This is a genomic window from Haemophilus haemolyticus, assembly GCF_001008205.1.
GTDB lineage: Bacteria > Pseudomonadota > Gammaproteobacteria > Enterobacterales > Pasteurellaceae > Haemophilus > Haemophilus haemolyticus_Q.
Genome location: NZ_LCTK01000003.1, coordinates 82,737 through 99,864, shown reverse-complemented (window position 1 = coordinate 99,864; position 17,128 = coordinate 82,737). Strand labels below are relative to the sequence as shown.

Sequence of the window (17,128 nt, the reverse complement as noted above, 5' to 3'; positions counted from 1 at the left end):
CACCTTTATCTGAAAGACAGAAAATGAATATTCTAATTATTGGCCCTTCTTGGGTTGGCGATATGATGATGTCGCACAGTCTGTACCAGCAACTGAAAATTCAATATCCAAACTGCAATATTGATGTGATGGCACCGAATTGGTGTAAGCCTTTGCTTGCGCGAATGCCAGAGGTGCGTAAGGCGATTGAAATGCCATTAGGGCACGGGGCCTTTGAATTGGGAACGCGTTATCGTTTAGGAAAGTCTTTGCGTGAACAATATGATATGGCGATTGTTTTACCTAATTCATTGAAATCTGCGTTTGTTCCTTTCTTCGCAAAAATTGCTCATTGTCGGGGTTGGAAAGGCGAAAGCCGTTATATTTTATTGAATGATTTACGAGCCAATAAAAAAGATTATCCAATGATGGTGCAGCGTTATGTTGCATTGGCTTTTGAAAAAGATGCTGTACCAAAAGCTGATGATATTCCTGTCTTGAAACCCTATTTGACGGTTGAGCCAGCACAACAAGCTGAAACCTTAAAAAAATTTGAAAAACAAACCGCACTTTTAGGCGAACGTCCAATTATTGGTTTTTGTCCTGGTGCAGAATTTGGCCCAGCAAAACGTTGGCCGCATTATCATTATGCTAAATTGGCAGAAATGCTCATTGAAAAAGGCTATGCGGTAGAATTATTTGGTTCACCAAAAGATGTGGAAGCGGGTGAGCAAATTCGCAATGTATTGCCAGCAGAACTGCAACCATTCTGTTTGAATTTGGCAGGGCAAACGAATCTTAATCAAGCGGTAGATTTAATTGCCAACTGTACGGCAGTAGTGAGCAATGACAGCGGCTTAATGCATATTGCCGCTGCGACAGATCGTCCATTGGTTGCACTTTATGGTCCAACGAGCCCAACTTATACGCCACCATTATCAGATAAAGCCGTGATTATTCGTTTAATTGAAGGCGATTTAATTAAGGTGCGTAAAAGTACAGATAGCTCGGAAGGGTATCATCAAAGTTTGATTGATATTAAACCTGAAAAAGTGGCAGAAAAACTGACCGCACTTTTAGACGTTTAAGAAAGAGAGAATATAAAATGGAAATAACCTATCAATCCGTATTAGATAAAAATAATGCCAAAGCAGCCCGTAAAATCAGTCGTGAAATTTATAAGCATAATAAATTTCGTAAGATGATGAGGCTTGGCGATTTTTTATTATATTTATTCTTCTTCCTGCCAAGTATTTTTCTTGCTTTTGAACTGATGGATTGGGGAGAGTATTTGTATGATTGCTATGAAAATATCTTAGCCAATTATGCAGGACATATATTATTGCTCATCTCAGTATGTTGTTTTTTCTATGCTATTTTTCTACGACCTTATTTAAATACCAAAGCTTTTCAAAGCCAAGTATTTGAGGGCGCTAATAAAAGTACAACCGTACAAATTCAAGAAAATGGTTTATGCACGAAAATAGATTCCTGCCAAGTCTTGCATAATTATCGCTACATTCATCATATCGAAAATCATTATGGATACCTAACGATTAGAATTGGTGGTGGACAGTTTTTATCTATTCCTTATTCAGCCTTTCAAGATGATGCTCATAGAGAAGCATTTGAAGCCGCTTTACGAGAAAAAATAAAAGCTTACCAAGCAGAGCCTTTAAGTAAATAGAAAAGGCCTAATAGGATATGTTAATGATATGAATCCTCTCCGTATACACTTACAATTAATCGGAATGGCCATTTTATGGGGCGCCTCTTGGCCTTGGGGACGAGTGGTTGCCCAAGCTATGCCGACATTTATTGCTTCAAGCGTGCGCTTTTTTTTCGCCATTATTCCACTCATTATTTGGCTATATGCGGCGAATCGTTTCAAATATGCTAAACAACTGCGACCTAATCAATGGGTGGGGTTATTGTTAACTGCTTTGCTTGGGATCTTTGGTTATTCGACTTTCTTTATTTGGGGTTTGAAATATGTTCCAGCAGGGCAAGGAACGATGGTCGTTGCCTCTAATCCCGTCTTTACGATGTTTTTTGCTATTTTATTATTTAAAGAAAAGTGGAATCGCTGGGTTGTATTAGGGATGATTATTGCCATTAGCGGTTCTTTGTTAGCCATGACAAAAGGGAATCCAACTAACCTCTTACAAAATTTTGGATTCGGTCAAATGTTATTGCTTTGTGCTTTAGTTTGCTGGGTTGCTTATACTTTATTGGCTCGTAAAGTATTAATCGGAATTGATTCTCTCACCGCTACCACGATTTCTTCTACTTTTGGTTTTTTCATGCTGACGTTGGCAACATTATGGACGGAAAGTGCGGAAGATTGGGTAACCGTATTTCAATTAAATGGATCGCAATGGTTTAGTTTACTTGGTCTTGCATTTGGCTCAACGGTATTGGCTTATGCATGGTATTTTGATGGAGTGAAACACTTAGGGGCAGGCAATGCCTCGGCTTACATTATTCTTGTGCCGATTTTAGGTATTTTATTTTCAGCCGTTTGGTTGAATGAACAGGTGGATTCCTCCTTAATTATTGGGGGCATTTTAGCCGTATCTGGGCTTGGAATTATGCATTGGGGAAGAAGGTTAATTAAATGAAAGTATGTGTGATTAAAACTTCCTCTATGGGGGATGTTATCCACACTTTGCCTGCCTTGACTGATGCACAAAAGGCGATTCCTAGTTTAAGTATTGATTGGGTGGTGGAAGAAAACTTTGCAGAAATTCCACGTTGGCATTCTACCGTAAATCGCGTGATTCCTATTGCTTTGCGCCGTTGGCGTAAATCACCTTTTTCCATTCAAACAAGAAATGAGTGGAAAAATTACCGCACTTTGTTGCAGGCTGAAAATTATGATGCGGTAATTGATGCGCAAGGGCTCATTAAAAGTGCATTATTTGCAACTCGTTTTGCCCAAGGTATGAAACATGGCTATGATCGTCAAAGTATCCGAGAGCCGTTAGCGTCTTTTTTCTACGATAAAAAATATTCTATTCCCTATCAACAGCATGCGGTGGAACGAATTCGTCAGCTTTTTGCCCAGAGTTTAGGTTATAAATTACCTCAGGTTCAGGGTGACTATGGTATTGCTCGCCATTTTCTTCATCAAACTTCAGAAAAAAACTATGTGGTATTCATTCATTCTACAACTCGGGCAGATAAGCATTGGGAAGAATCAGAATGGCAAAAATTGATTGAAAAAATTACCGCACTTTCTGATTACGAAATTCGCTTGCCTTGGGGAAATAAACAGGAAAAAGCGCGAGCAGAGCGTTTGGCTCAAGTTGATTCTAAAGTGATTGTATTGCCGAAATTAACTTTAACGGAGCTTGCAAAACAGCTTGCGAATGCAAAAGCCGTTGTGTCGGTGGATACAGGCTTGGCGCATTTAACTGCCGCTTTGGATAAGCCCAATATTACGCTTTATGGCGCAACGGATCCTAAATTGATTGGCTGTTATGGTAAAAATCAGCATTACTTATCGGCAAGTTCAATGAAAGAAATTTCAGCTGAACAAGTATCCTCACAATTGCTTACTTTTATTTCATAAAAAATGCTCGCACTTGGCGAGCATTTTTATCTTTTATATTTTCTTAGTCTAAGGCTTTACCTTTTAATTCAGGGATTAAGAAAATTGTCGCTAACATATCAATTACGTAGATAATCGCAAGTAGAGCGATGGCCGTTTGGAAAGAGTAGGCGAGTACAACAGCGCCCACAACCACAGGTCCAAATCCACCTACGGCACGACCAATATTGAAAAGTACGTTTTGTGCCGTTGCTCGAGCTTCTGTTGGATAGGCTTCTGCCATTAATGCACCGTAACCTCCCATCATTCCGTTCACAAACATACCTAAAAATGCCCCAGCAAGAAGCATGATGTCAGGATCGGTAAGTTGTGAGTAAACCACGATACTTATCACCGCGCCTAATTGGAAAAGTAAGAAACTTGGTTTTCGTCCTATTCGGTCGGCGAGTTGTCCGAAAATCCAAATCCCAGCCATCATGCCGCAGACGGTAACGGCTGTCCAAAGTCCAGATTTAGTTAAACTGAATCCAAGTTGTTTTGATAAGAAATTAGGTAACCAAATCATAATGCCGTAATAACCGAAGTTTTGTACGGAGGTGAGTACGATGATACCAAGGCTAATTTTGTTCGTGGCTTTATCTTTAATAAGAAGCTGGAATGAACGTAATTTATCAGTAAAACTGGATTGAGTTGAAAGTGCGGTTTGTTTTTGAGTGAAAATTTCAGGTTCGTGTAGATGAGAACGTAAGAACCAAGCGACAAATGCAGGGAAGATACCCACCAAGAACATTCCACGCCAGCCAATATGCGGGAGCAATAATGGTGTAAGTAATGCGGCACCTAATACACCAGCTTGCCAACCTAATGCAACATAAGATGCTGCTTTCGCTCGGTGGAGTGCGGGCCATGCTTCTGCTGCTAGAGCCATCCCAATTCCAAATTCACCGCCTAAGCCAATGCCAGCAATTGTGCGATAAATCAGTAAGTCCCAATAACCTTGTGCAATCGCACATAACCCAGTAAATACTGCAAAGAGAAGAATGGTCCAAGTGAGTACGCGTACACGACCGTATTTATCGCTTAATGCGCCAAATAAAATACCGCCAAATACGGCACCAATAAGCGTCCATGTTACGAGAGAGCCACCTTGGTCGGGTGTTAGATTTAAGTCTGCGGAAATTGCACTAAGCATGAAACCTAAAATGAGAAGATCGAAACCGTCCATTGCATAGCCGACGGCAGAGCCAATTAAGGCTTTCCAGCCATAACTGTTTACTTTGTTTGTCATGATGTGTCCTTTTGTTACTCGCGGGTAACATTTAAAGTGAAAAGAAAGGTGATTAAAAATCGGTGGCTAGTTTACTGCATTGATGAAAAAATTCAATGAACAGAGTACAAAAAGAAGAATAAAAAATTGATTTTGAATGAGAAGGAAAATAAGGGAATAAAATTAGGATGGCGGTGAGAAAGGGATTTGAACCCTTGATGCAGTTTCCCACATACACGCTTTCCAGGCGTGCTCCTTCAACCACTCGGACATCTCACCGTAAAAGGTGCGCAAACTATAAAGATTTGCTCCAGTTTAGTCAAGTTTTTTGCGCTAGAACATAAAAAACTTTTAAAAGTTTCGCTAGAATAACCGCACTTTATTTATCGTTTGTAGTTTTTTTATGCATATTAAAGCGTTATTTTCTAAAAATGTTTTTTTAGCCGTAAAACCCTTTAGCGCGCTGAAAGATTCTTTCCGTTTAGGCTATTCGAAAAAATCGCTGATTCGCGACATTATTTCAGGGTTAACCGTTGGTGTGATTGCAATTCCGCTTTCCATGGCTTTGGCTATTGCGAGTGGTGTGCCACCACAACATGGTCTTTACACGGCAATTATTGCGGGTATCGTTATTGCGCTGACAGGTGGTTCTCGCTTTAATATATCTGGGCCTACAGCAGCTTTTGTTGTGATTCTGTACCCTGTTACTCAACAATTTGGGCTAAGTGGTCTTTTGATGGCAACGTTGCTTTCTGGGCTCATTTTGGTTTTGATGGCGTTATTTCGTCTAGGACGTTTAATTGAATATATTCCCTTGCCTGTGACCCTAGGCTTTACTTGCGGGATTGGCATTACTATTGGTATTTTGCAGATTAAGGATTTTTTGGGGCTTTCCATAGAAAAAATGCCGGCGCATTATCTTGAAAAAATCCAAACAATTTTTACCGCACTTCCTACTATAAATTGGGCGAATGCAGCAGTTGGTGTGGTAACACTATTAGTCCTGACTCAATGGCATAAATTGCGTTTGGCAGTGCCAGGGCATCTACCTGCCGTGATTATTGGTACAATTTTAGCTCTAGCATTACAGCATTTTGATTTTGAGGTGGCGACGATTGGATCTGCATTCCAATATACTTTGCCTGATGGTTCCATTGGTCATGGGATTCCTAATGTATTGCCAGATTTTTCTCTGCCGTGGAATATTCCTGATGCGCAAGGTCAATTAATTCATTGGGATTTTAATAGCTTACAAGCTTTGTTACCTGCTGCTTTTTCAATGGCAGTATTGGGCGCAATTGAATCACTTCTTTGCGCAGTGATTTTAGATAATATGACAGATACTAAACATCACTCTAATAACGAGTTATTAGCACAAGGCTTGGGGAATATCATTTCTCCGTTTTTTGGAGGAATCACGGCAACAGCTGCGATTGCTCGTTCTGCGGCTAATGTGAAATCAGGGGCGGTATCGCCAATATCAAGTGTTGTGCACGCAATACTTGTTTTATTCGCTTTACTTTTGTTTTCGCAAGCCCTTTCTTATTTGCCTTTGTCATCGATGGCTGCTTTGTTGTTAGTGGTGGCGTGGAATATGGCAAGTGTGCACGATATTATTCATCTTGCTCGCCGTTCAGGCAAAAATGAAATGGCAGTGTTGCTGACTTGTCTTATTTTGACCGTATTGTTTGATATGGTGATTGCGATTAGTGTTGGGGTGTTGCTTGCAAGTCTCTTGTTTATTCGAACCATTGCTGAGATGACAAAAGCCATTGAACACAATGCGCCTGAAGATTTAGATGATGTGTTGGTTTACCGAATTAGTGGTCCACTTTTCTTTGCTGCTGCGGATAAATTATTTGCGGATTTGCATGATAGAACGGTTCATACCGATCATGAAATCCGACATATTGTGCTGCAATGTGATGCAGTGACAGTGCTTGATGCTGGTGGAATACATGCGCTTACTCGATTTGTTCAACACATGTTGCCCCATCAACAACTTTACTTGTGTAATATGCAATTCCAGCCGTTGAGAATGTTAGTTAAATCTAATTCTTCGCCAGATATTCAAAAAATTAATTTTGCGGCAGATTTAAACGAAACTTTCCATAAAATTCGTGACTTTGAAAAAACTACCCAATAATGAAAACTAAAGCGTGCTAGAATAGTGCGCTTTTTTATTACATCGTTCTAAACCATATCAAGGAATAATTATGCGTCCAAATAATCGAGAAAATAATCAACCCCGCCAAATTAAAATTACCCGTAATTACACTAAGCACGCTGAAGGTTCTGTGCTTGTTGAATTTGGTGATACCAAAGTGCTTTGTACTGCAACAGTGGAAGATGCTGTACCACGTTTCTTAAAGGGACAAGGGCAAGGCTGGGTCACGGCTGAATATGGAATGTTGCCACGCTCAACACATAGTCGTATGCAACGTGAGGCGGCTAAAGGTAAACAAGGCGGACGCACAATGGAAATTCAACGCTTAATTGCCCGCTCTTTGCGCGCGATGGTGGATCTTAAAGCACTTGGTGAACGTGCGATTACTTTAGATTGCGATGTTATTCAAGCGGATGGCGGCACACGTACTGCATCCATTACTGGTGCTGCTGTCGCATTATGTGATGCGATCAATGGTTTAATTGAGAATGGCACGTTAAAAAATAACCCAATTAAAGGTTTGGTTTCGGCAATTTCTGTAGGAATTGTTGATGGACAAGCCGTTTGTGATTTGGAATATGTGGAAGATTCTGCAGCGGAAACCGATATGAATGTTGTGATGATGGAAGATGGTCGAATGATTGAGGTGCAAGGCACCGCAGAAGGCGAGCCATTTAGCCATGAAGAATTATTAACATTATTAGATTTAGCGAAGCAAGGTTGTAATCAAATTTTTGTCGCTCAACGCGAAGCGCTAGGCTTATAAACACAGTTTATAGGGATTAAAAAAATGGAACAATATAAACGTGATTTTATCGAATTTGCTTTAAGCCGAAATGTATTGAAATTCGGAGAGTTTACTTTGAAATCGGGGCGTAAAAGTCCGTATTTCTTCAATGCAGGTTTGTTCAATACAGGGGCAGATTTAGCGCGTTTAGGCGAGTTCTATGCTGCAGCAATTCAGGCAAGTGCGGTAGATTTTGATGTAGTTTTTGGCCCCGCTTACAAAGGTATTCCAATTGGCACTTCAGTTTCGGTGGCGTTATTTAATCGTTATGGTATTGATAAACCCGTGTGTTTTAATCGCAAAGAAGTGAAAGATCACGGAGAGGGCGGCAATTTAATTGGTAGCCCATTGCAAGGAAAAATTTTGCTTGTGGATGACGTGATTACGGCTGGCACTGCGATCCGTGAATCTATGGAATTAATCAGTGCAAATAAGGCAGAGCTTGCGGCGGTATTAATCGCCTTAAACCGTAAAGAACGAGGAAAAGGCAAGCTTTCTGCAATTCAAGAAGTAGAACGTGATTATCAATGCCAAGTGCTATCAATCATTGATTTAGATGACTTGATGCAATTTATTGAACAAGATCCTCGATACAGTAGCCATTTGCCAGAAATGCGTGCTTATCGTGCCGAATTTGGCGTATAAAACTTGAGAAATAAATTTTTGTCATCATTATAAATAACATTATAAAAATAACCGCACTTTGACTTAACAGGGGAAAGAATGGGATTTATTGGAAAAATTATAGGCGTATTTTTAGGTTGGAAAGTTGGTGGATTTTTTGGTGCGATTGCTGGGCTCATTTTAGGTTCTATTGCAGATAAAAAATTGTATGAGCTTGGCTCGGTAAGTTCTAGTTTCTTTAAAAAGAAAACGACGCGTCAAGACTTGTTTATGCAAACTACCTTTGCGGTGCTAGGACATTTAAGCAAATCGAAAGGGCGTGTAACAGAAGAAGATATTCAATTAGCTAACCAATTAATGATTCAGCTTAAACTGGATGATGCGGGGCGTAAATTAGCTCAAGATGCGTTTCGTCGAGGTAAAGAATCTGATTTCCCGATTCGCCAAGTTATCCGTGAATTTCGCATTGGTTGTGGGCAACGTGCTGATTTATTGCGAATGTTCTTACAAGTGCAAGTTCAAGCGGCTTTTGCCGATTCAGAACTTCACGAAAATGAGAAAGAAGTGCTTTATGTAATTGCTGAAGAACTTGGTCTTTCTCGTATGCAATTTGAACAAATGATTGCGATGGAAATGGCTGCTAGAGCTTTTACTCAAGGTGGTTTTTATCAGCAATATCAACAAGGTGCCTATCAAGGTGGCTACCAATATCAGCAACAAAATAGTGGTGGTTACCAACATGCTTCAGGCCCAACTTTAAATGATGCCTATAAAGTATTGGGTGTGACTGAGTCCGACGAGCAAAACACGGTTAAGCGAGCTTATCGTCGTTTAATGAATGAACACCATCCAGATAAACTCGTGGCGAAAGGTTTACCGCCAGAAATGATGGAAATGGCAAAAGAAAAAACTCAACAGATTCAAGCCGCTTACGATTTAATTTGTAAAGCAAAAGGCTGGAAATAGTGCGTGTTATTCTTGCGCCTATGCAAGGGGTTCTAGATCCCTTTGTACGCCAACTTCTCACCGAAGTGAATGACTACGATTTATGTATAACAGAATTTGTTCGCGTAGTTGCTCAACTTCTCCCTGAAAAAGTATTTTATCGTTTATGCCCTGAATTAAAAAATCAGGGCTTTACTTCTTCTGGCACGCCTGTGCGAGTACAGTTGCTTGGGCAGCATCCAGAATGCCTTGCTGAAAATGCGATTCGTGCGATCGAGCTTGGCTCTCATGGTGTTGATTTAAATTGTGGTTGCCCTTCTAAAACAGTGAATGGCAGCAATGGTGGTGCGGCATTATTGAAACAGCCTGAATTGATTTATCGTGCCACTCAAGCCTTACGCAGAGCTGTGCCAAGTGAATTCCCCGTTAGTGTAAAAGTGCGGTTAGGCTGGGATGATATTTCTCAAGCTTTTGAAATCGCTGATGCGGTAGAGCAGGGTGGTGCAACCGAAATTACAGTTCATGGACGCACAAAATCTGATGGTTATCGCGCTGATCGAATTAATTGGAAAAAAATTGGCGAAGTACGAGAGCGTTTATCCATTCCTGTTATTGCTAACGGAGAAATTTGGCATTGGCAAGATGGGCAAGATTGCTTATCTCAAACAGGTTGTCAGGATTTAATGGTGGGACGAGGTGCGTTGAATATTCCGAATTTAAGCCATGTTTTGAAATCAAATGCAGAAAAAATGCCTTGGTGTGAGATTCAAAAAATCTTGCAAAAATATGCTAATGTCGAAAATGAATATGACAGCGGTTTTTATCATGTGGCACGAATTAAACAGTGGTTACGTTATTTGAATAAGGAATATGATGAAGCGAACCAAGTGTTTGATAAGATTAAGACTTGCCAAACTGCTGAAGATTTGAAATTACGTTTAAATGATAAATAAAAAACCTGCTAATCAGCAGGTTTTCTTTTTCTAAATTATTTAAAAACTCACCGCACTTTTTAATTTTTTCAGTGCATTGGTTTCTAATTGACGGATACGTTCCGCAGAGACATTATACTTTGCAGCTAAGTCGTGTAATGTGGCTTTGTTATCATCTAACCAACGAGCTTTGATAATATCCTGACTACGCGCATCTAGACTTTGTAGCGCTGCACCTAATTGCTCGGTTGCTTGGCTTTCAAAGTTTTCATTTTCCAGCTCTGCTGCGAAATTAGAACTTTTATCTTCCAAATAAAGGGCTGGAGAATAGGTCTCTGTTTCTGCATCATCAGTGGGTAAATCAAAACCTACATCCGCACCGCTCATACGCGATTCCATTTCGATAACATCTTCTTTGGAAACACCCAATTCATTTGCCACGATATCAACTTCATTTTCATTGAACCAGCCTAAACGTTGTTTAGTTTTGCGTAGGTTGAAAAATAATTTACGTTGAGCTTTCGTAGTTGCGACTTTTACGATACGCCAGTTACGAAGAACATATTCGTGGATTTCCGCTTTAATCCAATGCACAGCGAATGACACCAAACGTACACCAACTTCAGGGTTAAAACGTTTAACGGCTTTCATTAAGCCGATATTGCCTTCTTGGATTAAATCAGCTTGAGGCAAACCATAGCCAGAATAGCCACGTGCAACATGGATCACGAAACGAAGATGCGACAAAATGAGTTTTTTCGCTGCATCTAAATCCTCGTGATAATACAAACGTTCTGCCAATTCCTTTTCTTCCTCTGCGGTCAGCATCGGATATTCATTTGCCGCACGAATATAACCTTCGATACTGCCTTGAGGAACTAACATCATTTGTGTTTCTTTATCCATCGTTTCCCTTCTTTATTTTGGCTTTTGCCAATCAGTGAGCCTAGTTATAGCACAATAAGCTATCTTATTGAACCAATTTGTTAATAAGACAGGTTTTATCAATCAAAAGTTCAATTATTCTAAATAATTCTGATTAATTAGCAAAGTGGAATCAGGGTTAAATTAAGATTTTCATCAATCACCTTAAATAGTAAATCAATGTTCGGATGCTTGCCTGGATTCACTTTTGCATCTTCGACGTGTTCTGCAAACCATTCAACACCTTGTTGTGCGGAAGTGCGGTTTAATTTCCCGTTAAATTTTTCAGCCAACGCATTATAAAGGCGAAGCGAACCTAATTTACCTGGTATGGCTGGAATGTTGTGGATAATCGTTTCACCATCCATCACATTTAAACCGGTTAAATGATCGATTGTGGGTAAGGTTTCTAAAATTTCTTTAAAGCTCATGGTTTATTTCCTTAATCTATATAAATTATGCGATAGTTTGCTCGCTATTTACTTCGCCAGTTGCACCAATAAAGCGGACTTCAGGTTGTAAATATACACCAAATTTTTCTGCAACAGTTTGGCGAACGTGATGGGCGAGTTTGACCACGTCTTGTCCTGTTGCCCCGCTTTTGTTAATTAATACTAATGCTTGTTTTTCATGAACGGCTGCACCGCCAATTTGAAAACCTTTAAGATTGCATTGATCAATCAGCCAGCCCGCCGCTAATTTCACTGAGCCATCTGCCTGTGGAAAGTGCGGTAGATTTTCGTGATGTTTTTTGATTTCCTCAAAATGTTCCGAACTGACAACCGGGTTTTTAAAGAAACTGCCCGCATTACCAAATTCATTTGGATTAGGTAATTTACTTTGACGGATATGACAGACTTCATCAAAAATTTGTTTAGCGGTGACAGTTTTGGGATCGAACTCTACAAGTGAGCCATATTTTAGAATAGGCTGCCAATTTTTTGTGAGCTTTAATCCAACCGCCGTAATCACATAACCTTGTTGATAACGATGTTTGAAAATACTTTCACGATAACCAAATTCACATTGTTCTGTGTCGAGTCGGAAGGTTTCATTTGTGTTTAAATTAATCACATCTACATAATTGCACACATCTTTAAATTCAACGCCATAAGCACCGATATTTTGAATTGGTGCAGAGCCTGCACAGCCAGGAATCAGAGCCAGATTTTCTAATCCATAAATACCATTGTTAATAGACCATTCCACCAATTCATGCCAATTTTCACCGCCATTTACATGCAGGTAGTTAAAATCAGAATCCTGTTGATGAGTAATACCCATTAAACGATTTAAAATCACCACACCATTAAAATCATCCAGAAATAGCATATTACTGCCTTGACCTAGAAAAAGTGCGGGTAAATTTTCCGCTTTTGAATGAGTCCATGCTTGTTGTAGTTGTTCAATGCTATGTGCTTCGATAATTTCACGAGCATTAGCGTGAATATGGAAAGTGTGAAAAGGTTGTAAATTTTGCATTTAAAATACCATTGTCGGGGGCATAAAAAATTTATCTTTTATACCAGCTGCTATGAATAATTATATCCACCGTAATCAACATAACGCGTGCGGAAGCGTGATTTTCACCTGTGTACCGCCTTGTTCGCGACGGATGATGTTAAATTCTGCGTTAAGTTGGCGACTACGTTCAGTCATAATATTTAACCCATAATGACCTTCAGGCTCTTCAAGGTCTTGAATACCGATACCATTATCTTCAACTAAAATTTCGTATTCGCCTTCGGCATTAATTTTGGCGCTAATTTCAATTGCTGTGCCTTGAGAATGTTTGATCGCATTGGTGGTGGCTTCGCGTACAATTTGTAGCACATGAACCAGTTGTTGTGGATTCAAACTTTGTGATGGCAATTGGCAATTAACGTTCATTTGCATCGTTGTTTGTGAACGCAATGAGTCAATCACTTGTTCTAGCGCAAGCTGTAAATTAGCTTCTTGTATGGTTAAACGGAAAGTGGCTAAAAGCTCGCGTAATTGTGCATATCCACTCGAAAGAGCCTGTTCAAAATCACGAATAATGACCAAACTTTGTTCTTTGGATGAATCGCCTTCTTTCTTCAAGTTATGTTTAAGTAATGTAAGTTGAATCTGTAAAAACGATAGCACTTGAGCCAATGAGTCATGCAATTCTCGCGCGATAATTGACCGCTCTTCCATCAATAATAGCTGTTCTTGTTGGCGTAAACTTTTTTGGAAATAAAGGGCTCTCCCAAGCATTTGAGCAAGGTTTTGCATCATTCTCGGATCGGGACAAGGCAATCCTGCTTGCCAAGAGAGTGCACCGAATTCTTCGTTATCGACAGAAAGTGTCTCAGTTTGCAACGAGCAGTCTAAATCTTGAGTACCAAAAGCAATATCCCAATGCTCTGCACCCATAACTTCAACTTTGATATATTTCAAATTTTCGCTGACCAGAATGTGATCGAGCACTTGGCTTAATACTTTATCGTTGATCGTGTTGGCATTAAGAATTTGAGAACTTTGATAAAGTGTCGTCAACGAGCGGTTAGTTTGGCGTAACTTTTGTGTTTTTTCGTTTACCGTTTCTTCCAAACGTGAATAAAGCTGCCCAAGCTCCGTGGACATTTGTGTGAAGATACGCGCCAATGTACCGAGTTCATTTTGTTTCGTTGTATCAAGCGGAATGTGATTGAATTGACGCATTTGCACTTGCATACTGGCTTTCGTCATTAAGTGCAGTGGTTTTACGACTTCCCGCTGTGTGTACCAAATCACATAAGACACCATGAGTAAAATTAACCACATCGCGAAAAAAAGTACCGATACGCCCAAAATCCATTTTTGTTCACTGAAACGTTGTAGCTCAAACACAAAATAATCAACATCTGCCACATAGTCAGTGAGCTGATTACTATAGTTTTTTACATCGTGTTGGCGCGCATATTTTTCCATGTTCGTCCAACGTTGCAAAATGTTTTGATAGGAATGTTTTAATACATTCGGTGTGAAAAATTGATTTTGAACTTCTAGTAAAGCAGACGAATGAAGGCTTATATGATAACGACGTAAGTTCGTTTCCACACTTTCTGGTTGCTCTTGCATTTCATAGAGTAGGCGATAACTTTGCATCCGCAAAGAACCTGAAATATTAATGGCTTCTGCGTCATATTTATTACTGCTCATAATTGCCAAACTTAGCGAGCTAATCACGCCAGCAACGATGAGAATGATGAATAAATATTTAGCAATACGAGTGGAAACTGAACGTTTAGTATGCACAGGAAACTCCAGTGGAAATTTAGAAAAGTGCGGTGAATTTTTTATTTCTTTTTAAATTTAGCCCAAACTTTATCTTCTTGACCGCACCATAAACGTTGAACATTATCGTGATGACGATAAATTAATAGGCAACATACCAGTGCAACGGGAAAAGTAAATTCAGGTTTGAACCACCACACATAAAAAGGCACAAGTAATGCAGAAATAACCGCGCTTAATGAAGAATAACCGCTGATAAGAAAAACGAAAACCCAGGTGCCTAATGTAGAGCCCGCTACAGCCCAAGAAATTGGTGCGATTGCACCGAAAGCGGTTGCGACGCCTTTTCCACCTTTGAATTGGAAGAATATTGGGAATATGTGTCCCAAGCAAGCACCCAGTGCGACCATGCCTAATTCAAATTGTGTGAGCCCTAAATAGTAACCAACCCATACTGGCGTCATGCCTTTTAAAATATCAATAATCAGTACGGCGAGGGCAGACCAACAGCCTCCGATACGAAGCACATTTGTCGCCCCTGGGTTGTTTGATCCATTTTGACGAGGATCCGGTAAGCCAGCAATGCGACAAATTAGAATAGCACTGGAAATAGAGCCTAAAAGATAGGCACAAAGCATATAAAAAAGGGCAAAAAGGCTCATTTTGTACTCCAGCAAGAAAAATTATTCGTTATTCTACCCAAAGTTGATAGCATACGCCTACAATAATTTTAGAGGAAATCTTATGGATCGTGTTTTTATTGAAGAATTGACTGTTTTTGCTCAAATTGGCGTATATGATTGGGAACAGCAAATTAAGCAAAAACTTGTGTTTGATTTGGAAATGGCGTGGGATTGTAAACAAGCGGCGGAAACGGATGATGTTGCATATTGTTTGAATTATGCTGAAGTGAGCCAAGTAATAATTGATTATGTGGAAAGTAAATCTTTCTTGTTGATTGAGCGAGTGGCTTATGAAGTGGCGGATTTGCTTGAGTCACGTTATCAACTTCAAGGATTAAAAATTAAACTGAGTAAACCGAAAGCTGTCGCACAAGCTCGAAATGTTGGCGTATTGATTATACGTGGATGTTTAAAATAATGTGAAATTTTTGTAAAAACTCGTCGGCTTTTTAAACGAAATTGACTAAAATAGTCATGAGTTTTTACTGCAATAAAGGAGATTGCAATGAATATGAAAACCTTATTAGCTCTAGCGGTTAGTGCGGTATGTTCAGTTGGTGTTGCGCAAGCACATGAGCATAATCATGATCACAATATGGCACCAAAAGGTGCTTCTATTGAAGTGAAAGTGCAACAACTTGATCCAGTAAACGGTAACAAAGATGTGGGTACAGTGACTATTACTGAATCTAACTATGGTCTTGTGTTTACCCCTAATTTACAAGGATTAAGCGAAGGCTTACATGGTTTCCACATCCATGAAAACCCAAGCTGTGAGCCAAAAGAAAAAGAGGGTAAATTGACAGCTGGTTTAGGCGCTGGTGGTCACTGGGATCCTAAAGGTGCAAAACAACACGGTTACCCATGGCAAGATGATGCACACTTAGGTGATTTACCTGCATTAACTGTATTACATGATGGTACAGCGACTAACCCTGTTTTAGCGCCACGTCTTAAACATTTAGATGATGTTCGCGGTCACTCTATTATGATCCATGCTGGTGGTGATAATCACTCCGATCATCCAGCGCCACTTGGCGGTGGCGGCCCACGTATGGCTTGTGGTGTGATTAAATAAGTTGATTATCGAAAGATAAAAAGTGCGGTCAGTTTTGACCGCACTTTTATTATTGTTTAAAACAGAGTTAGTTCTATGGGGAAATATTATGAATGATATAGATTTTGAACAATGTTACAAAAGATTTTCAAAAACATTAAAAATAGCAAGAAAAGTTTCTGTAATGGGTGCTTATAGAAAATCTACAGGATTTCAAATGACATTTGCTTGTATTTTATTTGCAAGAATGTGTGTTATTGCTCAAAGCATACAAAGACTTACTCAGCAAGATGTTCCAACAAAATATGTCCTAGAAAACTGGGACTATGCTTCAACATTTGGTTTAACACGGAATTTAATGGAGTGTTATCATTCTTTGTTTTATTTATGCTTTGATAACGTATCTGATGAAGAAAGACAAACGAGAAAAAATATTTTTGATTTACATGATTACTATTCAAGAAAACAACTCTTCGAACATTTAAATAAAGTGCCTTTAGCAACCCAGTTCCACCATGATAAAGAAAATTGCTTAGAATTCATCTTAGATAAAATACAACAAGATTCTTTTTTTAATTCATTACCCGAAAAGGAGCGAAATAGATACTTGCAAGGGAAAAATGCTTTTATGTTGAGTAGGGAAGATATTGAAGAACGAAGCGGATTTAATAAAAGAGAATTTAGACTATGGTATAAGCTGTTATCAGCAAATGCTCACTCTTTCCCCATGGGGTTCTACCATGTGGCACCAGGAGAAAGAGGACTAGGGGGGAAAACAGAACTTGAAGTGAAATATATATGTAAGGCATTAAGTTTATCTGAATCTTATTTAAGAAAAGGAATTGAAGGTATGATTACTGTTATTTACCCAGATATAAGAGAAAGACTTGATAATAAAGAATTAAGATTTTTAAAAATATAGTCTAAATCTGCAAGGTGAGGGTACCTTATCATAAAAAACATTCAAATC

The 17,128-nt window shown here is 39.4% G+C and carries 18 protein-coding genes and 1 tRNA gene; 12 read left to right on the top strand and 7 right to left on the bottom strand.

What is annotated here, in order from left to right; translation table 11 throughout:
* Positions 1–23: 23 nt before the first annotated feature.
* The 4 genes from waaF to rfaC are packed head-to-tail and all read left to right on the top strand — an operon-like array spanning position 24 to position 3,553.
* Positions 24–1,067: a lipopolysaccharide heptosyltransferase II gene (gene waaF / locus AAX18_RS00610; protein ID WP_005626820.1), complete on the top strand. Its 1,044-nt coding sequence runs from the start codon at positions 24–26 to the stop codon at positions 1,065–1,067.
* Positions 1,068–1,084: 17 nt separating this feature from the next.
* The gene (locus AAX18_RS00605) at positions 1,085–1,666 is read left to right on the top strand and encodes a YcxB family protein (RefSeq protein WP_046952597.1); all 582 of its coding nucleotides are present in this window, start codon (positions 1,085–1,087) and stop codon (positions 1,664–1,666) included.
* Between the two features lie 28 nt (positions 1,667–1,694).
* Entirely contained in the window at positions 1,695–2,600 is a 906-nt protein-coding gene (locus tag AAX18_RS00600; RefSeq protein WP_005626824.1) for a DMT family transporter, read from the top strand.
* Positions 2,597–3,553: a lipopolysaccharide heptosyltransferase RfaC gene (gene rfaC / locus AAX18_RS00595; protein WP_005626825.1), complete on the top strand. Its 957-nt coding sequence runs from the start codon at positions 2,597–2,599 to the stop codon at positions 3,551–3,553. Before AAX18_RS00600 ends, rfaC begins: the two co-directional genes overlap by 4 nt.
* 43 nt (positions 3,554–3,596) lie before the next feature.
* Here rfaC and AAX18_RS00590 read toward each other — a convergent pair whose 3' ends face one another.
* Entirely contained in the window at positions 3,597–4,820 is a 1,224-nt protein-coding gene (locus AAX18_RS00590) for an MFS transporter (RefSeq protein WP_046952596.1), read from the bottom strand.
* A gap of 168 nt (positions 4,821–4,988) precedes the next feature.
* Positions 4,989–5,078 (bottom strand) — tRNA-Ser (locus AAX18_RS00585).
* Positions 5,079–5,202: 124 nt separating this feature from the next.
* Here AAX18_RS00585 and dauA point away from each other — a divergent pair.
* The 5 genes from dauA (at position 5,203) to dusC (ending at position 10,275) form a co-directional block, all read left to right on the top strand.
* Entirely contained in the window at positions 5,203–6,945 is a 1,743-nt protein-coding gene (dauA, locus tag AAX18_RS00580) for a C4-dicarboxylic acid transporter DauA (RefSeq protein WP_046952595.1), read from the top strand.
* Positions 6,946–7,015: 70 nt separating this feature from the next.
* Positions 7,016–7,732 (top strand): ribonuclease PH, encoded by a 717-nt coding sequence (gene rph / locus AAX18_RS00575; protein ID WP_046952594.1) that lies wholly within the window; start codon positions 7,016–7,018, stop codon positions 7,730–7,732.
* A gap of 24 nt (positions 7,733–7,756) precedes the next feature.
* The gene (pyrE, locus tag AAX18_RS00570; protein ID WP_005626835.1) at positions 7,757–8,398 is read left to right on the top strand and encodes an orotate phosphoribosyltransferase; all 642 of its coding nucleotides are present in this window, start codon (positions 7,757–7,759) and stop codon (positions 8,396–8,398) included.
* Positions 8,399–8,476: 78 nt separating this feature from the next.
* A complete protein-coding gene (gene djlA / locus AAX18_RS00565) occupies positions 8,477–9,343 on the top strand; it encodes a co-chaperone DjlA (protein ID WP_005636320.1) in 867 nt (288 codons plus the stop codon).
* Complete coding sequence (gene dusC / locus AAX18_RS00560; protein ID WP_046952593.1) at positions 9,343–10,275, top strand: tRNA dihydrouridine(16) synthase DusC; 933 nt, start codon at positions 9,343–9,345, stop codon at positions 10,273–10,275. The genes djlA and dusC overlap by 1 nt, the downstream gene beginning before the upstream one ends.
* 39 nt (positions 10,276–10,314) lie before the next feature.
* Here dusC and rpoH read toward each other — a convergent pair whose 3' ends face one another.
* The 5 genes from rpoH to plsY form a co-directional block, all read right to left on the bottom strand.
* Positions 10,315–11,160: an RNA polymerase sigma factor RpoH gene (rpoH, locus tag AAX18_RS00555; protein WP_005626842.1), complete on the bottom strand. Its 846-nt coding sequence runs from the start codon at positions 11,158–11,160 to the stop codon at positions 10,315–10,317.
* Between the two features lie 137 nt (positions 11,161–11,297).
* A complete protein-coding gene (locus tag AAX18_RS00550; RefSeq protein WP_005626845.1) occupies positions 11,298–11,609 on the bottom strand; it encodes a DUF2322 family protein in 312 nt (103 codons plus the stop codon).
* A 25-nt stretch (positions 11,610–11,634) separates the two neighbouring features.
* The gene (murB, locus tag AAX18_RS00545) at positions 11,635–12,660 is read right to left on the bottom strand and encodes a UDP-N-acetylmuramate dehydrogenase (protein WP_046952592.1); all 1,026 of its coding nucleotides are present in this window, start codon (positions 12,658–12,660) and stop codon (positions 11,635–11,637) included.
* 75 nt (positions 12,661–12,735) lie between these two features.
* Positions 12,736–14,439, bottom strand: coding sequence for a nitrate/nitrite two-component system sensor histidine kinase NarQ (gene narQ / locus AAX18_RS00540; protein WP_046939406.1), 1,704 nt, complete (start codon positions 14,437–14,439; stop codon positions 12,736–12,738).
* A 41-nt stretch (positions 14,440–14,480) separates the two neighbouring features.
* Positions 14,481–15,080 carry a glycerol-3-phosphate 1-O-acyltransferase PlsY gene (gene plsY, locus AAX18_RS00535; RefSeq protein WP_046952591.1) on the bottom strand — a complete coding sequence of 200 codons (600 nt, stop codon included), beginning with the start codon at positions 15,078–15,080 and terminating at the stop codon, positions 14,481–14,483.
* Positions 15,081–15,162: 82 nt separating this feature from the next.
* Between plsY and folB the strand changes: the two genes are divergently transcribed.
* From folB to AAX18_RS00520, 3 genes are all read left to right on the top strand, one after another.
* Positions 15,163–15,519: a dihydroneopterin aldolase gene (gene folB / locus AAX18_RS00530; protein WP_046952590.1), complete on the top strand. Its 357-nt coding sequence runs from the start codon at positions 15,163–15,165 to the stop codon at positions 15,517–15,519.
* Between the two features lie 87 nt (positions 15,520–15,606).
* Entirely contained in the window at positions 15,607–16,179 is a 573-nt protein-coding gene (gene sodC / locus AAX18_RS00525) for a superoxide dismutase family protein (protein ID WP_005626862.1), read from the top strand.
* A gap of 88 nt (positions 16,180–16,267) precedes the next feature.
* Positions 16,268–17,080 (top strand): DUF5677 domain-containing protein, encoded by an 813-nt coding sequence (locus AAX18_RS00520; protein WP_046952589.1) that lies wholly within the window; start codon positions 16,268–16,270, stop codon positions 17,078–17,080.
* Positions 17,081–17,128: the final 48 nt, after the last annotated feature.